14 protein-coding genes are annotated in these 24,444 nt (G+C 62.8%); 4 read left to right on the plus strand and 10 right to left on the minus strand.

The genetic code is table 11. The features are described from left to right. Positions 1–136 precede the first annotated feature (136 nt). From AACP62_RS06600 to AACP62_RS06610, 3 genes are all read right to left on the minus strand, one after another. A complete protein-coding gene (locus AACP62_RS06600; RefSeq protein ID WP_339347207.1) occupies positions 137–2,821 on the minus strand; it encodes a family 43 glycosylhydrolase in 2,685 nt (894 codons plus the stop codon). Between the two features lie 307 nt (positions 2,822–3,128). After that, complete coding sequence (locus AACP62_RS06605; protein WP_029677586.1) at positions 3,129–4,211, minus strand: LacI family DNA-binding transcriptional regulator; 1,083 nt, start codon at positions 4,209–4,211, stop codon at positions 3,129–3,131. Continuing rightward, positions 4,208–6,400 (minus strand): family 43 glycosylhydrolase, encoded by a 2,193-nt coding sequence (locus AACP62_RS06610; RefSeq protein ID WP_425332926.1) that lies wholly within the window; start codon positions 6,398–6,400, stop codon positions 4,208–4,210. The genes AACP62_RS06605 and AACP62_RS06610 overlap by 4 nt, the downstream gene beginning before the upstream one ends. A gap of 245 nt (positions 6,401–6,645) precedes the next feature. Between AACP62_RS06610 and AACP62_RS06615 the strand changes: the two genes are divergently transcribed. Then, complete coding sequence (locus AACP62_RS06615) at positions 6,646–8,229, plus strand: glycoside hydrolase family 43 protein (protein ID WP_339347212.1); 1,584 nt, start codon at positions 6,646–6,648, stop codon at positions 8,227–8,229. Between the two features lie 5 nt (positions 8,230–8,234). Here AACP62_RS06615 and AACP62_RS06620 read toward each other — a convergent pair whose 3' ends face one another. The 6 genes from AACP62_RS06620 to metG all read right to left on the minus strand — a co-directional run bounded on the left by AACP62_RS06620 (position 8,235) and on the right by metG (position 19,947). After that, positions 8,235–9,593: a glycoside hydrolase family 27 protein gene (locus tag AACP62_RS06620; RefSeq protein WP_339347328.1), complete on the minus strand. Its 1,359-nt coding sequence runs from the start codon at positions 9,591–9,593 to the stop codon at positions 8,235–8,237. Between the two features lie 51 nt (positions 9,594–9,644). Next, on the minus strand, positions 9,645–10,712 hold the full coding sequence (locus tag AACP62_RS06625) for a glycoside hydrolase family 43 protein (protein WP_339347214.1): 1,068 nt from the start codon (positions 10,710–10,712) through the stop codon (positions 9,645–9,647). A 114-nt stretch (positions 10,713–10,826) separates the two neighbouring features. Further along, positions 10,827–12,734 (minus strand): ABC transporter ATP-binding protein, encoded by a 1,908-nt coding sequence (locus AACP62_RS06630; protein WP_339347216.1) that lies wholly within the window; start codon positions 12,732–12,734, stop codon positions 10,827–10,829. A 29-nt stretch (positions 12,735–12,763) separates the two neighbouring features. Next, positions 12,764–14,602 (minus strand): ABC transporter ATP-binding protein, encoded by a 1,839-nt coding sequence (locus AACP62_RS06635; protein ID WP_339347218.1) that lies wholly within the window; start codon positions 14,600–14,602, stop codon positions 12,764–12,766. A 226-nt stretch (positions 14,603–14,828) separates the two neighbouring features. Then, complete coding sequence (locus AACP62_RS06640; RefSeq protein ID WP_339347220.1) at positions 14,829–17,849, minus strand: HAD-IA family hydrolase; 3,021 nt, start codon at positions 17,847–17,849, stop codon at positions 14,829–14,831. A 226-nt stretch (positions 17,850–18,075) separates the two neighbouring features. Continuing rightward, complete coding sequence (gene metG, locus AACP62_RS06645) at positions 18,076–19,947, minus strand: methionine--tRNA ligase (RefSeq protein ID WP_339347222.1); 1,872 nt, start codon at positions 19,945–19,947, stop codon at positions 18,076–18,078. Between the two features lie 396 nt (positions 19,948–20,343). Between metG and AACP62_RS06650 the strand changes: the two genes are divergently transcribed. Next, positions 20,344–20,820 carry a hypothetical protein gene (locus AACP62_RS06650; protein WP_339347224.1) on the plus strand — a complete coding sequence of 159 codons (477 nt, stop codon included), beginning with the start codon at positions 20,344–20,346 and terminating at the stop codon, positions 20,818–20,820. Between the two features lie 194 nt (positions 20,821–21,014). Continuing rightward, complete coding sequence (locus tag AACP62_RS06655) at positions 21,015–21,290, plus strand: variant leucine-rich repeat-containing protein (RefSeq protein ID WP_339347226.1); 276 nt, start codon at positions 21,015–21,017, stop codon at positions 21,288–21,290. Here AACP62_RS06655 and rsmI read toward each other — a convergent pair. Next, a complete protein-coding gene (rsmI, locus tag AACP62_RS06660) occupies positions 21,254–22,207 on the minus strand; it encodes a 16S rRNA (cytidine(1402)-2'-O)-methyltransferase (RefSeq protein ID WP_339347330.1) in 954 nt (317 codons plus the stop codon). The two genes, AACP62_RS06655 and rsmI, sit on opposite strands and share 37 nt — an antisense overlap. A 227-nt stretch (positions 22,208–22,434) precedes the next feature. Between rsmI and AACP62_RS06665 the strand changes: the two genes are divergently transcribed. After that, positions 22,435–23,991: a dolichyl-phosphate-mannose--protein mannosyltransferase gene (locus AACP62_RS06665; RefSeq protein ID WP_339347332.1), complete on the plus strand. Its 1,557-nt coding sequence runs from the start codon at positions 22,435–22,437 to the stop codon at positions 23,989–23,991. Positions 23,992–24,444: the final 453 nt, after the last annotated feature.

A 24,444-nucleotide genomic window follows, 5' to 3' on the forward strand; every position in this document is an offset into this window, starting at 1 on the left:
TGTGTTCCTATCACGAAGACAGAGGTACTGGTCTGTATGACCAATATACAACGTTGAATATTAACGGGCCGCCACCCTCCGCCGGGCGAACGAAGTTGAAGGCGGAGGGTGGCTTGTGCAGCGGGCCCGTTCGGGTTCAGCCCCGGGCTCGGCGAATGGCGGTGAACACCAGTGCGCCCAGCCCCAGGACAAGGGCCGCAGATGCGGCAGCGACGGGAGCCGACAGGGCCGATCCGGTCAAGGGCAGGCGACCGGCCTTGCCTTCCTTGCCGGACCGACCTGCGGGTGCAGGAGTGGGGTCCGCGGCGGGAACAGTCGCATGATTGGCATCGCCATCGGCCTCCTCTTGAACCTTGGCATCGGTCAGGGGACGCGAACCCCAGATTGCCGCGGCACCTGCTGCCCTGGAGACATCGGCACCGGCATCGGTGAAGACATCGCCGCCCAGCCCTGAGAAGAAGACGACCGGATGGCCCTGCTCGTCAAGCTGTCGGCCCAGCCTGGCCCGATAGACGCCGTGCAACAGGGTGCCCGGATCCGCCGAGTCCACCTTGATGGTCAGATTGCCGGCGGTCGCCTTCCAGGAGCCCTGCACCTGGCCGCCCAGCCGACCGCCGGACAGCAGGCTCACTGACACCGACCGGTAGATGGCCGGGCTGGACAGACCGGACCCCGCATAGTAACGGACCGGATCATGGACCACCACCTGGTAGTCGCCGACCACCTGGCTGGCGGAGACCCTGCCCACCGAATCCCGGTATTCGAAGGGCGTCATGACCAGCCATCCGTCAGGGGTCTGCACCATCTGCTTGACCCGGACCTGATGCTCTTCCAGGTTGCCCTCAGCGCGCACGAAGCGGGTGTGGTAAACGTTAAAGACGCGATTGTCGTCAATCAACAGTGCGTTGCCCCCCTGCGAGGTCAGCACCTGGTCCTGCCCGGGCTGGGCGAAGGAGGAGTCGATCCGCAGGCCCCGGTTGGCATCCAGATCATTCATTGCGCGCCCATAGACGGCCGGCTTGCCGTTCTGATCCAGGTAGGGGCCGGTGATGGAACGGGAGCGGAATTCACGCATCTGGTAGCCCCCGGTCTGCCCGAGTCCGCCGTAGGAAAGCATCAGATACCACCAGTCCCCCCGATGGACCAGGGCGGTACCTTCGCCTGAGTTGCCGAAGCCTCCGGCGAGTTTGTGCCCGTAGTAGGCGTCGGACTGGTTGGCCTGGGTGGGGTAGGTGGTGGAGTAGTCGCGCAGCCCGGTCTTGGGGTCCAGGCGGATCATCCAGATGCCGCCGAACCAGGAGCCGAAGCTCAACCACAGGCCCCCCTGACCGTCATCCTTGACACAGGCATCAATCGCATTGATACCCGTATCCGTGAGGCTGGCATAGCGCGACAAATCGGCATTGGGACCCAGCACCTTGGGAACGTCGGTGGCCGCCACATTGGACTTCTGGAAGCCGGAGTAGACCACCGGACCCACCAGGCTCCAGTCCCCCTCGATGTCGTCGGCGGTCAGCAGGACGATGACCGACTTCTGGAAGGGGAACCCTCCCCCGTTCAAGCTCAGGTACATGCACCACTTCTTCATGGTGGCGTTGTAGTAGACCTCGGGCGCCCACATGTTGCCGGTCACATCCGGATTGGAGGACTGCTTGGGCCATGCCTTCCAGATGGGATCCAGAATGCGCTGGTAATCCCGGCTCAGATTGTTGGTGAAGGGCTCCCAATGCTTGAGGTCGGTGCTGCGGGCCCAGGCCCGGTGGGAGCCGAAGATGTAGTAGCGCCCTCCGGCCTTGACCACGGAAGGGTCATGCACGGAGACGCGCGAGTAGGCGTTCTGACCGTCCTTGGAGGTGCCCCTGACGATAAGCCGGTAGTCCTGCTGGATGGCTTTAGCGTCCCGGGATGACCTCGAGACCTTGTTGGCCTGCAGCCGGGCCGTCAGCGTAACTGGGACATCCCGCTTGCCGGGGACCACATGGGCCCTGCCGGTGGCCGCATTGACACTGACCGTTCCAGGAGCCGAAGAGGTCCACCCCACTGATGCGACAGTTGTTGAGACCGGCAGGTTGAAATCACCGTCCACGGCTGCGGGAACCGCCAGGGATGCGGCCTGCTGGTCGATCAGATCCCCAAGGTCCTCCGAAGGCAGGGTGGCGACAATCTGGTCGGCATTCAGGGCCTGCGGATAGACAGCGAATGACTGCACTGCGCCGTGAAAGAGCGCATCGCCTATGCCGGGGTATCGGGACTGGCCGATTACGTTGTGATGATGGTCGCCAAAGGCGGCAGGATTGACCGCAGCCTTGCCCTCAGCCACCTGTAGACCGTTGATATAGAGCCGGACCATATTGTTCTTGCCATCGATGGTGGCGGTCAGCGTGGAGAAGCGGTCATCGGGCAGGTTCTTGGATGCCGGCAGATAGGTCTCGCCCTGGCCGTTGGCCTTGGAGGTGATGGAGGTGTACAGGGAGGTGTGGGTGGATGTGGTCCAGGAGCCGACGGCCTGCTGACCGGTCCCCCCCAGCGACCAGAGGTAGGTCCAGGGGCCTGAGACGTTGAACCGGTCATTGCGCACGCGAATGGACACCGTGGCGCTGGCGCGTCCGCTCAGTATGTCATCAGGAAGCTTGACATAGGTGGATCCATCGAACAGGAGCGCGTCGTCGGCCTTGACTGCCCCGGTCGGCTGGCCATCGGCGTCCAGGATACGGGCCGGGCCAAAGGATGAGCCTGAGACAGTATTGTTTGCCTCCTTGTCTCCTGTAGCAAGGGCTGAAAAATCGTAGCCGAGCAGGGGCTGGGGCTGACTGGCTGACATCCTTGTTGTGACGCTGCCGTCGGCTGGGGACTGATCCGCCCATGCTGGAGAAACGACTGTGCCGCCCGCCAGTACCATGCCCACGAGGGCTGCCGCTGCAACCCCTCCTCGGCTCCGTCGTCCTGCGCCTGATGACGATTGATGACGCATGTTCACACCTTTCCATGTCGGCATCGGAGCGACTGCGCTCCGACCGGCAGGCCTCCATGGTCCGCCGATGCCACCTCGAATCGTTCGAGAACGTCTTCAGTATATTACAACGTTAGAAATCAAGAAACCAGGAACACACGAAAAAGAACATCAGCAATCAGACGGCAATCTCGTTTCCTGGCAGGGCACGGGTTGAATTGCGGACCACCAGCGAGGAGGATACCTTGCGGAAGACGTGCTCGCTTTCCTTGGTGTTCAGCGGCTGCACCCCGTTGATCCTGTCCTTGAGAACACGGACCGAGAGCCTGGCCACTGCCTTGAGCCCGGGCGAGATGCTGGTCAGCGAGGGCGACAGATACTGGGAATCGTCGGAATTGTCGAAGCCGATGACCGAGATGTCGTCCGGCACCGACATACCGTGCATTTGTATGGAATGCAGAACCCCTGCCGCCAGCATGTCGTTCAAGGCCACCACCCCGTCAGGAACGATGCCCTGGTCCAGCAGGGAGTTCATGGCGTTGACCCCGTCGATACGGTGCCACATGCGCGATGGGGCCACCAGCCGGGGATCATAGTCCAGGCCGGCCTCCTCAAGGCCCTGTCTGTACCCCTCCAGGCGAAGAGCGGCCGAACCCAGCTTCTCGCCGGGGTGGGTGCCGATGACCGCCACCCGACGGCAGCCGGTGTTGATCAAATAAGCGGTTGCGTGTTTGGCACCCTCCACGTTCTCCGTCGCCACATGATCAAATTGATCGCTGAAGATCCGCTCCCCCACAACCACCAGGGGGTAGTCCACCCGCAGCTGGTCCAGGTCGTCCATGCCCAACTCCAGCGGGCTGTAGATGAGGCCGTCGATCATGGATCGCTGTGAGCCGTGCAGGGCCTCGATTTCACCCTCGCGCGAGTAGAGGGTGGGCTCCACCAGCACCCTCATGCCCAGCTTCTTAGCCTCCTCGATGACCAGGGAGGAGAGCTGAGCGAAATAGGGCATAGCCAGATCCGGTATGGCCAGTGAAATCATCCCCGTATAGCCCAGCCGCAGGTTTCTGGCCGGCACGTTGACCCGGTAGCCCAGCTCCTCTATGGCCTTGTTGACCTTGCCCCTGGTGGCCTCGGAGACGAATTCGTAGTCATTGACCACGTTGGAGACGGTCTTGACCGACACTCCTGCAGCCTGGGCCACATCCTTCATGGTCGGGGTGGAACCACGTCCTGTGCCGGGGGAAGCGGCTAAACTCATAAGACCCTGACCTCCAAGGTTACCGTGGCGCGGGTGGGGTCGAGCTCCTCATCCGTCTGCATATCCAATACGGGCATCCCCTCAGCAGACCAATGTACCCGCCGTACCTGACTGTCGCGGCCAAGGTAGCGGTCCTGGTCATGCTCGGCATTATGGAAGACGTAGATCATGGTGCCGTCCTCGTCCTGGGACCACATTCCGTGGCCGGTGCCCAGCTGCCAGTGGCCATTGTACTTCCCGGACTTCTGCAATGGGTAGTCCAGCTTCTTCCACACGCCGGGATCGCATAGATCGGCCCCGACTCCGGCCGGCGCGGTCACCAGTCCGGTAGTGTAGTCGATGCCCACCAGGGAGCCGGAATAGATCAGGAAGATCCGGCCGTCGTGGACCACGGCGTTGGGCCCCTCGGCAATCATGTTGTCCCAGGCGAACTCTGGGACGATGATCTGGCGCGGCGTGCTGGTCAGACGGTCGGGGCGGGCCGGGTCGAAGGCGGCGATCCAGACCGAGCCCAGCTGCTGCCATGCGTAATACCAGCGGCCGGTATCGTGCAGGACCGTCATGTCCAGGCTGATTCGCTGGATGGGGTTGAGAGGGGTGCCCTCAGCCCGCAGGATGGGTCGGGGGCTGTCCCAGTTCTCAGGCTGGCGAGGGTCCAGATCCCGGCCCTGGTCGTCGCGGCGAAGCTGCATGATGTGGCAGCAGCCCGTCCACATGTCCGGCTTTCCGGCCCGATCATTGGCGGTCCCGTCCGGGTTGGTCTGCGGACCATCGAAGCAGGGCATGAAGAGGATGGAGAGCCTGCCGCCGATGAGGTGAATCTCCGGGGCCCAGAAGCAGCCGGTCATGACCCGGCCCTCGCTGTTGCGATCGCCCCTGCGCAGCAGGTCCACCTCCTTTTCATGGCCACCGGCCTGATCGCTCAGACCTTCAATGGAGTCAGCGACCCTCAGGGGCATGTGCGTGTGCCCGTTCAAGGGGTCGACACAGTTGCCATCCGCATCCTCGGTGGCGATGAACATGAACAGGCGCTGTCCCCTCCAGGACCAGCGGAAAATGGAGGGATCGGCTCGCTGCCGGGCGAAGGGGACCGGGTAAGCCGTCTGCCGGACCCGTCCGCCGATCAGCCTGGTCTGCCCAGGATTCAGGCGACCCTGGGCCAGATCATTGGCCAGACGATCCAATTGACCCTGGTCCCAATCCACCCCGCGCAGGGCGGTGGATCCGTCACTGTAGAGGAGCCTTGCCTGGGCCTGCCGGACCGACTCCAGGCCGTCGCCTTGGGACACCTGAACCGGATCCACCTTCACGCCCGTGTTGTAGATGCGGCCGAAGCGTTCCAGCAGGCCACGCTCGCAATCGGCGCTGACCAGCACCACATTGCCAGCCAGGATGCCCTTCATGCCGCAGTCCTCCTCCAGTGCGCGCCGCCGATCCAGGGGCAGGGGGTCGCCTTGGGCCAGGGGATCATCATCCTCCAGAACCTTCATGTCGGCCACCATGCCCATCCGTGTCGGGTCGTCCACCGTGGCCGTGCACAGCCGCCCGCGGTCGTCGTCCCAGTAAAGCCGGCAGCACTGGCCATCGTCCAGGAGCCGCGCCCTGGGTCTGTGGACCCCATGAGCGCCCAGGATATGGACCTGCGGCAGTCGTCGATAGGTCAACAGATCCGGTGAAAGAGCCGTCAGGAAGGAGTCGGACTGGGAACCGTCCGGCTGGCCACCCCTGGCCGTCCTGGTGGCCAGAATGACGAAGGTACCGTCCCTCAAGGGCAGCAGGAAGGGGTCGATCAGACTCTTAAGGATCAGATCCTGCCCCGGGACCACCGCCAGTTCCTGAGCCGCCTGTGAAGCCTGGCCATCATCGACATTGTCACCGCCATCAGCATCAGCATTGGAGCCCTCGCCCTGATGAGCGTCCAGTCCAGGGTTTTGCTCGCCTTCTTGCGGCGCCACCTCGCCTGGCAGGGCAGCCCCGGCCGTGCAGGCCCCGCGGGCGCTATCCGGCACAGCCCTGGTGGGCACAGCCGCAGCGAAGAAGATGCCGTAGTCGCCGTTCAGGGGCTCCCAACGACCGGTCGCCCGTGAACGCAGGGCCAGGTGCATGCTCAGGGCGACATCCTCGTTGTTGGCCTCCTGCCGATCAGTGGGATGCCGGGTATAGCACATGAGTGCAACCCCATTCCCAATTTCGCGTCCACCGTCCAGAGCATCCTCACCCATGACGATTCCTTCCATCCGGCTTGCCGGCTTCAACGCCGACGACTATCGTTTCTAACGATAGAAATTATACATGGAGACCAGTCCCCGACGCCCGATGCCCGCATGGATGAGGCCGGGCTGTTCGCTCATCCAAACCGACTCCGCAAGGTCGGCCATACGTCGCGGGTCGTTATCGATGTCGATCGGGCTGCCTTCACGGAAAGCGAGGAACCATGAGAAGACCCAAACGCACCGGACGGGCCATGAAGGCCTTGACTGCCCTGACGGCGGGTCTGGCGATGCTGTTGACAGGGGCGTTGGCCGCCTGCTCGAGCCAGCAGCCGTCAGCCGGCGGAACAAAAACCGCCGCCACCCAGGAGCCCAAGCGCGTCTCGGTACACGATCCCTCCGTGGTTCGCTCCGGCAAGAACTACTATGTCTTCGGCTCGCATCGGGCCTATGCCCGCAGTACGGATCTGGTCAACTGGACCCCCTTCACCAACAACCTGAGCCGCGATTACAAGAAGATCTTTGCCAAGATATGGAAGGACTGGCCCAAGCAGTCCTCCAATCCGGATGTGACCGGCAACATGTGGGCGCCCGACGTCTACTACAACGCCACCATGAAGAAGTGGTGCATGTACCTGAGCCTGAACGGGGCCGAGCATCGTTCGGTCATCGTCCTGCTGACCGCCGACCGGGTGGACGGCGACTGGACTTACGTGGGGCCAGTGGTCTATTCCGGCTTCACCCGGGCCAATTACATGCGCACCGACGTTCCCAAGGTGCTGGGCTCGGACCCGGAGCTGGACCGCTATCAGTCCTACACGGATACGGGTATCAATGCGATTGATGCCTGTGTCAAGGATGACGGGCAGGGGGGCCTGTGGATGAGCTTCGGCTCCTGGTTCGGTGGCATCTGGATGATCCGCCTGGACCCCAAGACCGGGCTGCGCGACTACTCCACCACCTACCCCACCCAGGCCAACCAGTCCGACGCCTACTACGGACACAAACTCGCCGGAGGCTTCGGCAACTCAGGCGAAGGATCGGCGCTGCTGCACACCAACGGCCACTGGTACCTCTTCCTCTCCTACGGCAAGCTGGTGCAGACCGGCGGCTACCAGATGCGGATGTTCCGCTCGGACTCCATCACCGGCCCCTATCTTGACCAGCGGGGCAACCCGGCCATCGCCACCAGCGGCGAGGCCGACAACTGGACCAGCGAGACAGGCATCCGTCTGATGGGTTCCTACCAGTGGAGCGGGGACAAGCAGGGCGACATCGAGGTCTCGCAGGGCGGTAACACGGCCCTGCACGACAAGGACGGCCGGGACTACGTGGTCTACCACACCAGATTCTCCGACCGCAAGGAGGAGCATCAGATCCGGGTCCGGCAGCTGATGCCCACAGCAGACGGATGGCTGGTGGCCGCACCCTATGAATATCTAGGCACCAAGGCCGGCGGCCCTTACAGCGCCAAGGACGAGGCCGGCACCTATGAGCTGGTGGAGCATGATCCGACCATCTTCTTCAAGGGACCGCGCAAGGTGACCGACACTCACAGCACCCGCTACCGGGGCGTGGTCAAGGCCGTGGACATCCGTCTGGAGCCCGGCGGCCAGGTGACCGGAGCGCGCCAGGGCCACTGGCAGGTCGACGACCAGGGACGGTTGTCCATGGACCTCCAGGAGGAAGATGGGACCGTGACCTACCAGGGCGTCTTCGCCCGGTTGCCCAGGGACAAGGACCACCGCAAGGTCATGACCTTCAGCGCCCTGGGCAACAACGTCTGCATCTGGGGCTCCAAGCGCTGATCGCCTCAGCGGGGATCCAGAGCCGCCCAGACCACGCCGTGTGCAGGCACCAGGGCCACCAGAACCCGGTCGGCACCCTGCCCTTCCAGGCTGACCTGGGCGGACTCAGTGGCCCGGCCCCGCCACAGGTCGACCGGGGTCCAGGCCCTATCCGCCCTATCCAGACCCACCAGGGAGGATAGGGCCGTCCTGACCCGCCGGGGGCGATCCCCGGTCCAGAAGACAGCCGCATAGACCCCGCCGGCATGGGCCGAGGGAGTTCCGTCGGCCCAGTCGCTGGCCAGGGCCCTCCAGACGATCTCCTCGCCTAAGGTCTTCGTGCCTTGTTCATCCCCGCCCTCGACCGGCTCCCGGATGATCTCACCGTTGTCGGCCGAACCGGCGGTAACCTCCTCCAGGGCCGGGTTGTCCAGCAGCGACAGGGTGGCCTCATCGCTGTTGGGAAGATCGCCGCCCACCATCAACGGCGAGCGCCCCATGGCCCAAAGGGTCAGCATGGTGCGTTGCTCATCGGCCGTCAGAAGGCTGGACCGGTCCCCGCCCCGCTCGGCCCGCAGTCCGATATGCCCCAGGGGCAGCATGTCCGCATCGGCCCAGTGGCCTGTGCTCTGCAGAGGTGCCCAGCGGGCCAGACGGGCGAACTGGGCATAAAGGTCCTGCCAACGATCCCAAAGGTCGTCCGAAATCCGCCAGAGTTGGGCATGGTCCCGCAGGAAACCAAGATGGGTGGTGGGCACCCGGGTGCCCGGGGACAGGGAGAGGGTCATGGAATGCCCATGGGCCTGCTCGGCCTTGCGGATGGCCCGTGCGTAAGCCTCGATCTCCCGGTCCATGAAGGGGGCCTGCATGTCGTCCACCTTCAGGTAATCCACCCCCCAACGGGCGAACTGGTCGACCTGGGCGTCGTACCAGGCCTGGGCTCCCGGATGGGACTGGTCCAGACCGTAATTGTCGGGATTCCAGGCACAGACATGGGTGGTATCAGCCACCTGGGCGGCCGTATAGGAAGTGCCGAGGACGGGCAGGTCCCGCTCGACCGCCAGCCTCGGGATGCCCCGCATGACATGGATGCCGAACTGCAACCCCAGACCGTGAATCCGGGCGGCCAGAGGAGCGAACCCCTGGCCGTCGGCCGCCGATGGGAACCGGACCGGATCGGGCAGCTGTCTGCCATAGTCATCCAGGACCAGAGGCGCTTTGGCGTTATAGCCATGGGCCCTGGCGGTTGGGTCATACCAGGCGATGTCTATGACGACCGTATCCCAGCCCACCGGAAGCAACCTGTCGCGCATGACCTGCGCGTTGTTCAGCACCTCCTGCTCGGTGACGGTGGTCCCGTAGCTGTCCCAGCTGTTCCACCCCATGGGTGGTCTCCAGGCCTTATCCATTTCTTGCTCCTTTCTCAGTCCTTTGGTTCAGTCCTCTTGCGCCAGAGGGCGCAGACGTTCGTATTCCTGTCGGGTCAGGGACAGGACCCCGCCGTGCTTGGTATGGGGGCGCAGGTGGAAGTCCTGCTCCCGGGCGTAGTCGAACCCGGCATCCGGATCATCACTGACCATGGGCCTGTAGCCCACGGAGGGGATCACATCCACCAGCAGGTACCAACGGTTCCGGGCATGGTCGGCATAGAGGGCTGGACCCTCCACGCCCGAGGGGTTGCCATCGGCGCACCAGCCGGCGCCGATCCGCTCCTGGATGGTGGTCCACCGGGCCTGCGGCAGCCACCAGCGGGGATCGTCGGTGCTGTCCAACCAGATACCCCGGCCAAAGCCGTTGTCCTTGGTGGCCCGGTAGGTGCGCAGGCCACCGCCGGGAAGGGGACGCTGGACCATGGTGGTGTCGATGGAATTGCGACCGGTATCGATAAGCACACCCCCATAGCGGAAATGCTCCTGGGCGAAGTCTGTGGTCGACCCCCAGAGCACCCGGTCGTAGGCCGACGGGTCGGCATGGTCAGGATCATCCTGGTCAAAGAGCTTGGATGACCAGTAGAGGACGAAAGCCCCCTGACCCGACCCCTCGTAGTCAGGCACCCATAGGCACTCCGGCGCCCAGGCCATGCCCAGCGGGACCCTGCTGCCGTCCTGCCGCAAGGACACATCCAGCGGCCAGGGACCTGACCAATGAATCAGGTCGTCAGTGGACCAGATCATCAGCTTGGTGCTGCCATGGCGGGACCAGTGATCCCAGCCGCTGCCCTGCGACTGATCGCCGCCGAACACCCGTAGATCGGTGGCCATGACATAGACCCGGCCGTTGCGCGGGTCACGTACCATGTAGGGATCACGCAGACCGGTGGTGCCCAGGTGCGAGGTCAGCAGCGGCCTGCCCCCGTACAGCGGATCCCAGCTCAGAGGATTGTCGCCTCGCGACAGGTCGAAGTAGAGGCGCTCGGCATACCCCTGGGGGTCTTCGATGAAGTGCACCATCAGATACCCGTAGGGATCGGCTCCCTCGACGTCCTTGTGAACCGTATTGCTCAACGTCCGCTCCTTTGCCCTGGCTGCCGAACCTGTCGGCTTTGACTTGTCGTTATTTATTTTACAACGATGTAATACTGCTAGCTGGAGACCGGTACCGACACATAGGTCAGCCTGCTATTGGGCAGAGACAGCCGAATCCTGCCGAACCTGGTTGTCCTGTCCTGCATCATCGCCAGGCTGTGCCGATTGCGTCTGGTCGCCGTTGGCTGTGCGAATCATGGCGTACTGGGACTCATGCAGCCGGTAGTAGGCTCCCTTCTTGGCCAGGAGCTCCTGGTGGGTGCCATGCTCCACGATCTGCCCATGATCGATATAGAAGATCTGGTCAGCATTCTCGATGGTGGACAACCGGTGGGCAATGACGAAGGAGGTCCGCCCCTTGAGCAGGTGGGCCAGTCCGGCCTGGAGTGCCTCCTCGGTGCGGGTGTCGATGCTGCTGGTCGCCTCGTCCAGGATCAGGATGCGGGGGTCGGCCAGCAGAACCCTGGCAAAGGCGATCAGCTGCCGCTGTCCTGCAGAGAGGGTGGATCCGCGCTCCTCGACCTTGGTATCGTAACCGTCGGGCAGCTCCATGATGAACTCGTGGGCATGGACGGCCTTGGCGGCCTCCTCGATCTGCTGGTCGGTGGCATCCAGACGGCCATAGCGGATGTTCTCGCGCACGTTACCGGTGAAGATGAAGGTGTCCTGAAGCATGACTCCCATCTGCCGGCGCAGGGAGGCCAGGGTCACGTCGCGCACGTCATGCCCGTCCACGCAGACGCTGCCCTCGGTCACGTCGTAGAAACGCGAGAGAAGGTTGACGATGGTGGTCTTCCCGGCACCCGTGGGCCCCACCAGGGCGACCGTGCTGCCTGCCGGTACATGGAAGTCCACCAGGTTGAGGATGTTGCGGCCTCCGGGCTCGTACTTGAATACCACATCGTTGAAGTCCACCCTGCCCTTGACCGGAGGCAGCTCTATGGCCCCCGGTCGGTCCTCGATCTCCGGGCGGACGTCCAGGGTCTCGAAGATGCGCTCCAGGTATGCCGAGCAGGTGATCAGCTGGTTGTAGAAGTTGCCGATGTTGATGATGGGGTTCCAGAAGTTGTTGGCATAGCCGACGAAGGCGATCAGCATACCCGTGGTCACCTGCACGCCGCCCAGGCCGGTGATCCCCAGATAGTAGATCAGCGCGATGGTGATGGTGGAGATGTTCTGCACTCCTGGCCACATCAGGTACTGGATGTGCACGGCCCGCATCCAGGCGCTGCGAACCTGGCCCTGCTGCTCCTGGAAAGTGTGGAACTGCTCGCGCTCCCTGACGAAGGTCTGCGTGGTCTTGACCCCGGCGATGGACTCATGGATGTAGGCGTTCAGGTTGCTCTGCTTGTTGGACAGACGCTGGTAGGCCCTCCGCTGGAAGCGCTGGAGGACCAGCACATAGAGCACCAGCAGGGGCATGAGGACCAGGGACCAGAGGGTCAGCCTCCAGTCGATGACGAACATGACCACCAGGGTCAGCAGGAAGGTGAAGATGTCCGCGATCACGTTGATCAGACCCGAGCTCAGGGTATCCGAGAGGGTGTTGACGTAGTTGACCACCCTGATCAGGATCTTGCCGTGGGGCCGGGAATCGAAATAGGAGAAAGGCAGGGTCTGTATATGGGTGAAGAGGTCCCGGCGCATGTCCTTGAGCATGAGCTGGCCCAACTGGGTGATGGCCACGGTCCGGTAGCGCAGGAGGAGCTCGTAGACCACGATGGCCAGCAGGAAGACCGCGCCCAGGGCGAAGAGCCGAACCGGGTCCTTGGATGGGATGACCGTATCGATCATGGTCTTGGTCATGTAGGGAATGGCCACGGCGATGGCGCTCATGGACAGGACCGCCGCCAGGATGATCACCCCCTGGCGCAGGTAGGGCTTCAGATAGGCCCCTATGCGCTTGATGTCACCGAAGTCGATCTGCTCCTCCAGGTCCTCGTCCTCACGGAAGGTGTTCCTGCGCGCGGTGCCCGTCGAACGTTGTTTTTGCTGCTTCATCGTCTCACCTTGCCAAGCCTGCTGATGTATCAGAATCCCGCTGACTGTCCGGATTGCAGCCCCAGCTGCTTACGGTAGATCCGGTAGTAGCGGCCATGCGCGTGGACCAGATCCTCATGGGACCCGCGTTCCACAATCCTGCCGTGATCCAGGACCAGGATCAGGTCGGAATCCTTGATGGAGGAGATTCTGTGGGCGATGGTGACCATGGTCCTGGTGCCCTCCATCTCCTGCAGATGCCGCTGGATGGTGGCCTCGGTCTCCATATCGACGGCCGACGTGGTGTCGTCCATGATCAGGATGGCCGGGTCGTCGGCCAGAGCTCGGGCCAGACTGAGCCGCTGCTTCTGCCCGCCCGACAGGCCCACGCCGCGCTCGCCTACCACGGTGTCGTAGCCCTCGGGCATCCGGTTGATGAATGAATCAGCGCCAGCCATGGAGGCCATGGTCCTGACGTACTGCTCGTCGTCGCGCTGGGCTCCGAAGGCGATGTTGTCGCCGATGGTGTCCGAGAAGAGGAAGGTGTCCTGTGCCACGATGTTGACCTGCCGCCGCAGCAGGTCCAGGGGCCACTGCCTGGCGTCGATTCCGTCGATGAGCACATGTCCCACGGTGGGGTCGTAGAAGCGGGCCACCAGGCTGACCAGGGTGGACTTGCCCGAGCCGGTCTCCCCCAGTATGCCCAGCCGGGTGCCGGCCGCCACGTGGAAGTCGATGTCCTTGAGGATGGGGGTCTCCGGATCGTCGGGAAAGGCGAAGCTGACGTGGTCGAAGCGGATGTCCCCACGGATCCTGACCGGGTCCTCGGTCTGCTCGCCGTTGACCTTGGCACGGACCGTGGCTGCCTGGACCACGCCGGCCTGGGCGTTCTTGCGCTCGACGATCCTGGGCTCGGCCGTCAGCAGCCGACGGATCTTGACGCAGGAGGCGTTGAAGCGCTCCACGTCGTTGATCAGCCAGCCGGACTGGCGCACCGGGCCGTCGATCATCCACAGGAAGCTGTTGAAGGAGACCAGGGCGCCCAGGGTCATCTGCTGGCGGATGACCAGCCAACCACCCAGAATCAGGGTGATCAGCTGGAGCATGTAGGAGCAGCCGTCCAGCCAGGGCATGTAGGTGCGGCTGTTGCGGGCGGAGTCCATATTGCGCTGCATGTAGTCATCGTTGTGCTGATCGAACTTCTCGGTCTCATAAGGCTCGCGGACGAAGGCCTTGACCACTCGGTTGCCCTCGATGTTCTCCTCGACCATGGAATTAAGGGATGCCAGCGAGTTGCGGATGGCGTAGAAGAGCGGGTGGGCGTGCTTGGAGAGCTGCCAGGTGAAGTAGAAGAGGAATGGGGTCACAGCCAGCAAGGCCAGGGCCAGCCGCCATTCGATGGTGAACATGACGGCCAGGGACCCGGCAAAGAGGCAGACAGCATCCAGGATGTTGTAGGAGACCCAGGAGACGAAGTGGCGGATGGCATCGGTGTCCGAGGTCATCCGGCTCATGATGTCGCCATTACGGGTGTGGTTGAAGTAGGTGAAGTCCATGTCGTGGAGCTTTTCGTACTCGTCGCTGACCAGTCGATAGATGGTGTTCTGGCCGAACCGCTCCATGAACATCTGATAGCCATAGCGGCAGATGCTACGACCAAGGGTGACGGCTATCATGGCGAAACAAAGCTTGGGCAGCCGATCCTCATGCCCCTGGCCAATGACCTGATCCACAATCATGCCTGCCAGAATGGGCATAAGCATGACCAGGACCTTATCCCCCGCAAAGAGCACGAGGGCGGCGGCGATTCTACCGGCGTCCGGCCTGCAGTAGGGGAGAATCCATCGAAGGTTGTTGCTGTGCTGATTCTTCGCAGAATCGACGTACATTGGAGGACACCCTCACGTTCCCTGTTGAGCTTCTCTGATCTGGTCTCTTCTCATTGCCGTGACCGTCCGGGAGTGTGACTGACCGATGATGACGCTCGGCTATGTTCTTCACCGCCGCAAGGCCGCGCGCGTCCGCCCTGGATTCGTCCAAGCGTGGCCTATTTTATTGGAGCCTCAACCAGATGCAACCCCGGCTCTCGGCGTGTCTAGACCTAGAATCCGGAGATCATATGCGACGTGGGTGCCCCTGGACCAGAAGGTCCAACTCAGGTCCTGACAAGCGTTTCAGATCGACACCGTCTGATGTTACGACAACCTGGAACCTGGTGCCCCGCACCTCTAGCTGGTAGGTCAGCGAGCGCCAGGATGAAGGCAGGTGGGGGTCGATGCTCAGCCCGGTCCCGCCGGTGTCCCGCAGGCCGCCGAAGCCGCAGACCAGGCTGGACCAGACGCCTCCGCAGGCGGCCAGATGGATACCATCGGTCGTATTGGCATGCAGATCGTCCACGTCCGTAAACAAGGACCGACGGAAGTACTGCATGGCCAACTGTTCATGCCCCACCTCGGCGGCGAGGATGGACTGGGAGGCTGCAGACAGGGTCGAATCCCCGGTGGTCAGTGGATCGTAGTAGTCGAAATCAGCCAGCTTCTGCTCCGGAGTGAACCAGGAGCTGAGCAGGTAGAGGGCCATGACCACGTCGGTCTGCTTGAGCACCTTGTGCCGGTAAATGACCAACGGATGGTAGTGCAGCAGCAGGGGCCTGGCCGTAAACCGGTCGAAGTGCCAGCGGGGGCGTTGCATGAACTGGGCATCCTGGGCATGGACCCCCTCCTGATCGTCGAAGGGGACGAACATGGCCTCAGCCGCACGAGACCACTTGGCGGCCTCATCGTCGTCGAAATGCAGCCTTTCACGTATGCCGCCGATCAGATCCGGGTGCTTCTCGCACAGGGACTGGTAGGCCTTGTAAGCGGCCAGAAGGTTGAACCGGGCCATCTGGTTGGTGTAAAGGTTGTCGTCAACCAGGACCGTATACTCGTCGGGGCCGGTCACACAGTGGATGTGGAAGCGGCCGTCCTCCTTGTACCGTCCCAGGCCCATCCAGAGACGGGCCGTCTCCACCAGGATGTCGATGCCCTCGGCCTGCAGGAAGTCTTCATCGCCGGTGACCTGCACATACTGGGCCACCGCGTAGGCGATGTCGGCATCGATGTGGTACTGGGCCGTGCCCGTGGGGAAATAGGCGGAGGCCTCCTCGCCGTCAATGGTCCTCCAGGGGAAGAGGGCACCGTTCAAATTGAGCGCGCAGGCCCTGCGCCTGGCCGCCGGCAACATCAGGTAGCGATAGTGAAGGACGGCCCTTGCCCGGGCAGGGGCCGAATAAATCAGGAAGGGGAGAATGTAGATTTCAGTGTCCCAGAAGTAGTGGCCGCTGTAGCCGGATCCGCTCAGGCCCTTGGCGCCTACGCCGTTCTCGATCTGGGCCGTGGACTGGGCCAGCTGGAAGAGTTCCCAGCGCACCATCTGCTGGGTACGACCGCCATCGTCGGCCTGGATGCGGATATCCTGCCGCTCCCAGAATCTGTCCAGCCACTCGTGCTGACGCTGCTCCAGCTCATCCAGAGAAAGGGTGCTGACTTCCTCCAGCCGATCGCGGCAGTCCTCGACCAGATTCCTGGTCCCCTCGCCCCGGGTCTGCACAACCAGACCGTTGCCGCTGGTGCCGGCCGGAAGAATGGGGTGACTGCGGTAGACGGCGTAACGGACCAGACGGGTGGAACCGCCCTTGGGCACGTCCATGCGCCAGCCGGATCCCTCGACAGGCCGTCCGTCCCTGAACTGCCGGACGCCCAGGGCCAGGCTGAGCCGTGAATTATTGCAGCGATAGACCCTGCAATCCGCACTCAGCTCACCGTAGACCGCATTGTCCAGCACTTCATGGATTCCGCAGCCGTCCACAAAGGTCGACTTTCGGGGGTCACTGGAGTTGACATGGCGGGGGTTGTCGGCGTTGACCGGCCCCTCGACCACCACAGCCATGTCCTGGTCGGGCGACTCAACAGTCAACGTGCAGACGCTCAGGCTGCGGTCATACAGGCAGACCATGCGGGTGAGCACGGTCTTCAGGTGGATGCCGTGGCCCAGATCGTACAGATTGGTGGTGGTCGCGATTCCGGTTCGGAAGTCCAGACGCTGAGTGGTCTTCTCCGGCCGACCCAAGGGCAGCCCCTCCACCTTGAGGGTGAAGTCCGAGGCATCGGGCACCCCCTGGATCAGCTGACCCACCCTGGCATATCCGTAGGCGCTTTCGGGATGGGCTATCCGGAAGGTGTCATGGAAGCCGCTCAGGAAAGTACCGTTGCCCAGGCAGCGTTCCCCGCCGCCTTCGCCCCTGACGCCGACAGAGCCGTTGGTGACTGAGAAAACCGTGGCGCTGACCGCGTCGGGCCGACCGACCTCGCTGAGCCCCCAGTCCTCCACAGGGAAGCGATCCTCATCCAGACTGGGGTCCTCCCTCTGCCCACGCTCGCTAGCATCATCGTCGATCAGTTCGATCAGCTGGTCCACCACCAGGTCCGCACCTGCCTTGAGCAGCTGCTCACGGCCGGCCCCCCTGTTCACGCCCACAACCAGGCCGAACCTGCCCGCATGACCGGCGGCCACGCCAGAGATGGCGTCCTCGACCACAACAGCATCCTCATTACGCAGTCCAAGCACCTTGGCCGCATAGGCGTAGGTGTCCGGAGCAGGCTTACCCTGAAGACCCATCTTGTCCTTGAGATTGCCGTCCACCACGGTATCGAAGTATCCGGCAATCCCGGCAGCCTGGAGGACCTGGGCCGTGTTGCGCGAACTGGACACCACAGCCAGACGCTTCTTGTCGGTGCGCAGGTGCCTGAGCAGATCCACCGTGTCCGGGTAGGGATCGATGCCCTTCTGCTTCAGCATCCGCTCAAAGGTCATGTTCTTGCGATTGCCGTATCCGCAGACGGTGTCCAGCTGCGGATCGTCATCGGGGTTGCCCCAGTCCAGCTCAATGCCCCTGCTGCGCAACAGGGCGTCGACACCGTCATAGCGGGGCCGGCCATCCACGTAAGCGTAGTAGTCCTGCTCCGTGTAGGCTGGGACGTTCGCGGGCAGGACCTGATCGAACAACGCCTTCCAGGCGGCCTTGTGCAGGATGGTCGTGGGCACCAGCACCCCGTCCAGATCGAAGAGCACACAGGCGAATTGGGCAACCTTCATGGTTACTCATCCTATGAGTCTTCCATGACGAAAGAACCCGGCGGTTCGAAGAGCCGCCGGGCGAGAAGAGAGAGAAGAAGGGGTTCAGTTATCGGGGCCGCATGACCCCCATCGGCCAGTACCTCAACCGACAGAACAAATATAACCAGCGCTACCTTGGAGGAAGTGTCCGAAAACCTCAAAGTTCTCTGTGAATCACGAATACCGTCCCGGGCGCGTCGACTGTTTACTTGCCCTGGTCGCCCAACTTGGCCTGCTCGGCCTCGAATCTGGCGCGCTCCTTGGCCTTGCGGCGGTCCAGCTGCTCCTGGAAGCGGTCCAGCTCCTCCTGCACGGCTTCCTTGGGAATGCGCGGGAAAATGGGTGTGGGCCGATCAATCGGCGTACCGTCCCTGAGGGGCTCACGAGCCCAAGGATGGACCGTCTCCCCCAGCCTATAGTCGCCGGTGATGATGGGATAGTGGAAATCGGACCGATCCAGGTCGTCAACTTCCTCGACATGAGGTAGGGGCGAGAAAGTACCCTTGCCGCCCATGGTCTCCCAGACCCGTTGAGAGGCATGAGGCAGGAAGGGGGCCAGCATGATGTTGGCGTCCAGCACGGCCTGGGCGGCGGTATGCAGGACAGCAGCCAATCGGTTCTGGTCGTCCTTAATTTTCCAAGGCTCCTGGGCGGAGATGTACTTGTTGATGTCGCCAACCAGAGCCATGGCCTCGACCAGGGCGGCCTTCTGACGGTGATTCTCGATCAGAGACCCCACGGTATCGAAGGCCTGCAGGCTGCGGTCCAGCAGGGCGTTGTCCTCCTCGGTCAGCCAGTCCTCCTCGATGTGGGGGATGCTGCCGAAGTCCTTGTTGAGCAGGTTGGCCACGCGGTTGACCAAGTTGCCCCAGGAGGCGGCCAGCTCCTCGTTGTTGTGTCGGACGAACTCAGCCCAGGTGAAGTCCGAGTCCGAAGTCTCCGGCCCGGCGATGGAAATGTAGTAGCGGACTGCATCGACCGGATAGCGTGCCAGGATGTCCTTGACATAGATGACGATGCCCCTGGAGGAGCTGAACTTCTTGCCCTCCATGGTCATGAACTCGCTGGCCACCACCTGCTCAGGCAGGTTGAGTTTGCCGTAGGATCCCGGCTGTCCGCCCTTGGAACCCTGGCCGTTGTAGGCCAGAATCTCCGAGGGCCAGATCTGCGAATGGAAAGTGATGTTGTCCTTGCCCATGAAGTAGTAGCCCAGTGCCTTGGGGTCATTCCACCACTTGCGCCAGGCCTCGGGGTCGCCCTGACGGCGGGCCCACTCGATGGATGCCGACAGGTAGCCGATGACGGCATCGAACCAGACATAGAGCTTCTTGTTGGGGTCGTCGACCCAGCCGTCCACAGGTACGGGAATTCCCCAGTCGATGTCGCGCGTGATGGCCCGCGGCTTGACCTCCTTGAAGAGCCCCAGGGAGAAGTTGAGCACATTGCTGCGCCAGCCCTTGCGGGTCTTCAGCCAGGCCAGGTTGGCCTCGGCCAGAGCGGGAAGATCAAGGAAGAAGTGCTTTGACTCCTCAAACCGAGGGGTCTCCCCATTGATCTTGGACACAGGGTTGATCAGCTCGTCCGGATCCAGCTCGTTACCGCAGTTGTCGCATTGGTCGCCGCGAGCGCCGTCGGCGCCACAGATGGGGCAGGTCCCCTCGATATAGCGGTCCGGCAGGGTCCGGCCCGTGGAAGGCGATATGGCCACCTTCTGCTGGCCCTCATAGATGTAGCCATTGGCCCGGCACTGGCGGAAAAGCTCCTGCACCACCTTCTCATGATTGCCGGTTGTGGTCCTGGTGAAAAGGTCATAGCTGAGCCCCAGATCGCACAGATCCTTGACGATGACCCGATTATAACGGTCAGCGATCTCCTGAGGTCCCACACCTTCGGCGTCAGCCTCCACCAGGATGGGAGTGCCGTGCTCGTCAGTCCCCGAAATCATAAGGACATCATTGCCCTTCATGCGTTCGTAGCGTGCATAGACGTCCGAGGGAACGCCGAACCCAGCGACGTGGCCGATGTGACGGGGCCCATTCGCGTAGGGCCAGGCGACGGAAACAAGGATATGACTCATATCAGCAAGATTATCGGCTCAGGCCTACAATCCCCCTGCTCGTCCACAGGACTGCCGCCGAGCAAGCGAATTATCCACAAATGCACAAATTTGGCTCTCCCTCAGGCAAACCCGGGAAGGACCATTTACAGTCGAACCATGAATCGAGAACACGCGCTCGGGGGAGCATCGTGGACGCCTACCACTGCCGTTAGCGCCAGCCGCCCTCCTAGAGCTACCACCAAGCCGCCAAGTCGACCACTACAAGCCGGGGGAGCGCCGACTCATACCCGCAGCCGTCCTTCTACGGCCGAATTTGGGGCACCGATCCCCGAACCCAAACCGCTGCCCAGCCTGATCCAAACCGAGGACCTGCCCGGTCCGCTCAGCCTTAGCCTGCTGGTGAAGGAGGGGATCGTGACCTGTCTGGACCAATCCTGCTGCTACCTGAACGAACAGGCTGAGGGACTCTACGGTCGCGCCTCCATCGTCACGCCCATGGTTCCTTACGGCGCAGCGGCATGCGGCGGTCTGGCGCTCTGGATATGGATCAACGGCCAATTCCCCGATACGCTGGACATCATCTCCAACTCCCACTTCCGCACGCCGGTTCACGGCAGGCCCCTGCGACCCCACCAGCGACAGCTGGATGCCCGCTACCTGATGAAGCTCGGGAAGCTCTGGGTGACTTCGCCACTCTGGACGGCCTGCGATCTGGCCTGCGATTCCTCGGGCCGATGCAACGGGGAGGAGATTACGGCGGTCTTGCATGACCTCATGGAGCGGTATCAGGTCAGCTGCGGATCCTGCGAGGAGCTCCTGTCCTTCAACCCGCGCTGGCCTGGCCACGCCCAAGGACTGGAGACCATAAGACGACTCAAGGCGATCCTATGAACCAGGCGATGAGAGGTGGCCGACACGGTCATGGCCATCATCGACACCGGGGCCGCGACCGAAATCGGAATCAGGATCGTCGTGGATTCTCCGCTGCTGAACGCATGGCCCGGCTCATGACTGCCGTCAGCAGCCGGTCGCACCCCTGGGCGGAAGACAATTTGAACCGAGACGATTCCGATAACTTGGAACCAATGACCGAGATGCGCGCCCCACCGCCAGAGCCTCCTCTGGTGCCGACGGCCCTGATGGCCACAGACCCCGAGACCGACCCGAGCATCCTCTGGGCCATTGCCCGAGAAGAACCGCAGCTGCGTCGATGGCTGGTAGCCAATCCCGCCGCCTCGCCGGCCCTGCTGGAGGCCGTCTCCCAACTAGGCGGACCCGGTGTGCGCAGGGCATTGGAGGTGCTGCTTGATGAAGGGAACGGGAATCAGTCCTCCTTATCCTCTTCAACAGCCAAGGCATAAATCCTTTTGCGATTGGGCAGGCTACCATCGGTCAGGGGATGCTCTGCAGCCACCCGGGCGATGGCCTCCTTGAGCCGCAGGCCCTCGGATCTGGCCAGATCACGTGCCAAAGTGGCCAGCTGCTGGTCATCCATAGCATCCGGATCGTTGCGCCTGGCCTCCAGGGCGGAGGCACCAGCCACGACCAGGACCATCTCTCCCCTGGGGGGATCTTCTCGCAGGGATTGCACGATGTCGCCAACTGTGCCCCGCCGGATCTGCTCATGCTCCTTGGTCAGCTCCCGGCAGAGGGCCATGAGCCTATCGGGGCCGAAGACCTCCTGAAGGTCCTGCATAGCCTGATCGATGCGGTGGGGCGTCTCGTAGAAGACCATGGTCCGCTCCTCGCTGCGCAGGGTGCGCAGATGCCGCAGCCGCTCCTGGTGTCGACGGGGAAGAAACCCCTCGTAGCAGAAGCGGTCGGTGGGCAGGCCAGAGAGGGCCAGGGCGTCCAGTACGGCGCTGGGTCCAGGAGCACAGGTGACCGGTATGCCTCGTTCGATGGCTCGCCTGACGATGGCCATGCCCGGATCGTTGATAGTGGGCATGCCCGCATCCGAAACCACCAGCGCGCAGGCCCCGTCACGAACCTGGTCCAGGATGGGATCAGCCATCCGCCTCTCATTGTGATCGTGATAAGCCATAACCCTGCCGCCTACGCGCACCCCCAACCGGTTGGCCAGATCATAGAGCCTCCGCGTGTCCTCTGCTGCCACCAGATCCGCCGACTGCAGGAGCTTCACCAAACGTGTCGAGGCATCGGCGACATTGCCTATAGGCGTGGCCGCCAGCACCACCGTTCCACGTGAAACACTGGGCGGAATCGGCTCCTCATGACTTTCTCCGCCCTGTATATGTCCATCGCTCCGGCCATTCATGCTGCTCATGCCTTTAGTATGGCCTAATCTAGGGGGTGATGACATCTTTGGCAGGGCTTTCTTCGCAGCATCGCTCCTCCAGACACGGCAGGCACGCCGCCCACCGGTCCGGTCGCCCTGCCATGCTGTCCATCTTCAACAGGCCCAAGGGTCAGCATACCAAGAGAGGGATCAACCGGATTCCCCGGCTCTCCCATCGGCAGAGCGGCTGGCTGGCCTGCATCCTCATGGCTCTTCTAGGCGGGCTCCTGCGATTTGTGCGGCTGGGCAGCCCCCGGGCCATCGTCTTCGACGAGACCTATTACGTCAAAGACGCCTGGACCATGCTGATGACCGGCGAGCCCCGCAACTGGCCGAAAACAGCCGGCCCGCTGGACCTTCCCATCGACCAGATCTTCGCCCAGGGGCACACCAACGGCTGGCTGCCCCAGGCCGAATACGTGGTTCACCCGCCGGTGGGCAAGTGGTGCATCGCCCTGGGCCTCAAGCTCTTCGGTGGAGCCGGCAACCCCTTCGCCTGGCGAGTGGCCACCGCCCTGGCCGGCACCATCGCCATCCTGCTGCTCTGCCGTGTGGCCCTGCGCCTCTTCCATAACCTGCCTATCGCCCTGACGGCCGGCTTCCTCATGGCCATAGACGGTCTGGGCATCGTCATGAGCCGTACCGGCCTGCTGGACAACTTCGTCATGATCTTCGTCCTGGGAGCCTGGCTGTGCCTGATGGGCCATCGGGACTGGGCTCGGGCCAGGCTGCGACAATCCTGGGCCAAGGACCAGGCTGACTTCCGTCTGCACTACCGGGTGAAGGTCATTCAGTCACAGGGGCATCAAGGGCAGGAAAGCCGTGTCGAGCTGCCCGTGGCAACTACCGGCCCCTTCATCGCCTGGTCCTGGTGGCGGACCGGCGCCGCCCTGCTACTGGGTCTGGCCACCGGCACCAAGTGGTCAGGTGCCTACTTCTTCGCCGTCTTTGCCCTGATCTCAGTGCTCTGGGACGGTTGGGAGCGCCATCAGGCAGGATACGGATCCTGGTTGCAGAGTGCCGTGTTCAGGGACGGGCTGCCGGCGGCCTTGCTTATGATTCCCATCTGGGCGGGCACCTATCTGGCCTCCTGGACGGGATGGTTCCTGCACGGCGATTCATTCATGCACAATTGGGCGGACCAGCACCCTGGCCAGGGGCTGACATGGCTGCCGGAGGGGCTGCGGTCCCTGGCTGAATACCACCGGCAGATGTGGCACTTCCACACCACCCTGCATACCAGTCACCCATATATGGCCAATCCCCTGACATGGCCCCTGCAGATCAGGCCCACCAGTTTCTACTGGCAGAAGCTCACGGGCTTCCCCGGCCTGTGCGGACTGGCCAAGGACTCACCCTGCGTGGCCGCCGTCACATCCCTGGGCAATCCCCTGACCTGGTGGCTGGGCAGCATCTGCGTGATTCTGGCCATCTTCGTCGCCGTCGTGGTCAAGCATGGAGATTGGCGCATCTGGGGTGTGTTGGCAGGCCTGCTGGCCGGCTGGCTGCCCTGGGTGCAATACATGAACCGAACTACCTTCACCTTCTATTCCATCGTCATCCTGCCCTGGATGATCCTGGCAATCTGTTACGTGGTCAACTGGCTCCGGCAGAACTCGGACAGCGTCCTCTACCGACAGACCATGATCATGGGCCTGACCCTGCTGGGCCTGACCTCGGTCTTCTTCTATCCACTGTGGACTGCCATGCCTATCCCCTATGACTTCTGGCGCATGCACATGTGGCTGTCCAGCTGGATCTAAGACAAAGGCGAGGCGGTCGGACAGCGATGCCCGACCGCCTCGCGGACGCGTTTATAAGCCGTCGTGCTCAGACTGGAATCCTTCCAGAACCGCTCCTGAGTGTCATAGTCGACTCTGATCAGCCCAAAGCTCGATGCATGCCGACAGGTAGCCGATGACGGCGTCGAAACAGGCATAGAGCTCCTACACCACTTTCTCATGATTACCGGTCATGATCACTCCGGTAGGGAATGTAGGCGGCCGGCTACAATGGTGCAAGAGGGCAACCCACCGGGAGAAGGCAAGAGCCCGGCGGGCAGCCCTCCTGTTCCGTGAATACGGCAGCGCTCTAGAGACTGTGCCGAGCTCTGAGAGGTGGACTGAGACCACCCTGAACTCAAACGGTGGCCAGTTGCCAACCGGCCAGTCACCAACCCGGCCGCCTCATCGGTCCTCCCGAAGACCATATCGTAT

The sequence above is a fragment of the Bifidobacterium apis genome, from assembly GCF_036986835.1.
GTDB lineage: Bacteria > Actinomycetota > Actinomycetes > Actinomycetales > Bifidobacteriaceae > Bombiscardovia > Bombiscardovia apis_A.

Bases quoted from the DNA above. Each gene is read 5' to 3' on its own strand.
- AACP62_RS06600 (WP_339347207.1), bottom strand. From the start codon at position 2,821: ATGTCAGCCAGTCAGCCCCAGCCCCTGCTCGGCTACGATTTTTCAGCC.
- AACP62_RS06605 (WP_029677586.1), bottom strand. From the start codon at position 4,211: ATGAGTTTAGCCGCTTCCCCCGGCACAGGACGTGGTTCCACCCCGACC.
- AACP62_RS06615 (WP_339347212.1), top strand. From the start codon at position 6,646: ATGAGAAGACCCAAACGCACCGGACGGGCCATGAAGGCCTTGACTGCC.
- AACP62_RS06620 (WP_339347328.1), bottom strand. From the start codon at position 9,593: ATGGGGTGGAACAGCTGGGACAGCTACGGGACCACCGTCACCGAGCAG.
- AACP62_RS06630 (WP_339347216.1), bottom strand. From the start codon at position 12,734: ATGAAGCAGCAAAAACAACGTTCGACGGGCACCGCGCGCAGGAACACC.
- AACP62_RS06635 (WP_339347218.1), bottom strand. From the start codon at position 14,602: ATGTACGTCGATTCTGCGAAGAATCAGCACAGCAACAACCTTCGATGG.
- AACP62_RS06640 (WP_339347220.1), bottom strand. From the start codon at position 17,849: ATGAAGGTTGCCCAATTCGCCTGTGTGCTCTTCGATCTGGACGGGGTG.
- metG (WP_339347222.1), bottom strand. From the start codon at position 19,947: ATGAGTCATATCCTTGTTTCCGTCGCCTGGCCCTACGCGAATGGGCCC.
- AACP62_RS06655 (WP_339347226.1), top strand. From the start codon at position 21,015: ATGACCGAGATGCGCGCCCCACCGCCAGAGCCTCCTCTGGTGCCGACG.
- rsmI (WP_339347330.1), bottom strand. From the start codon at position 22,207: ATGAATGGCCGGAGCGATGGACATATACAGGGCGGAGAAAGTCATGAG.
- AACP62_RS06665 (WP_339347332.1), top strand. From the start codon at position 22,435: ATGGCTCTTCTAGGCGGGCTCCTGCGATTTGTGCGGCTGGGCAGCCCC.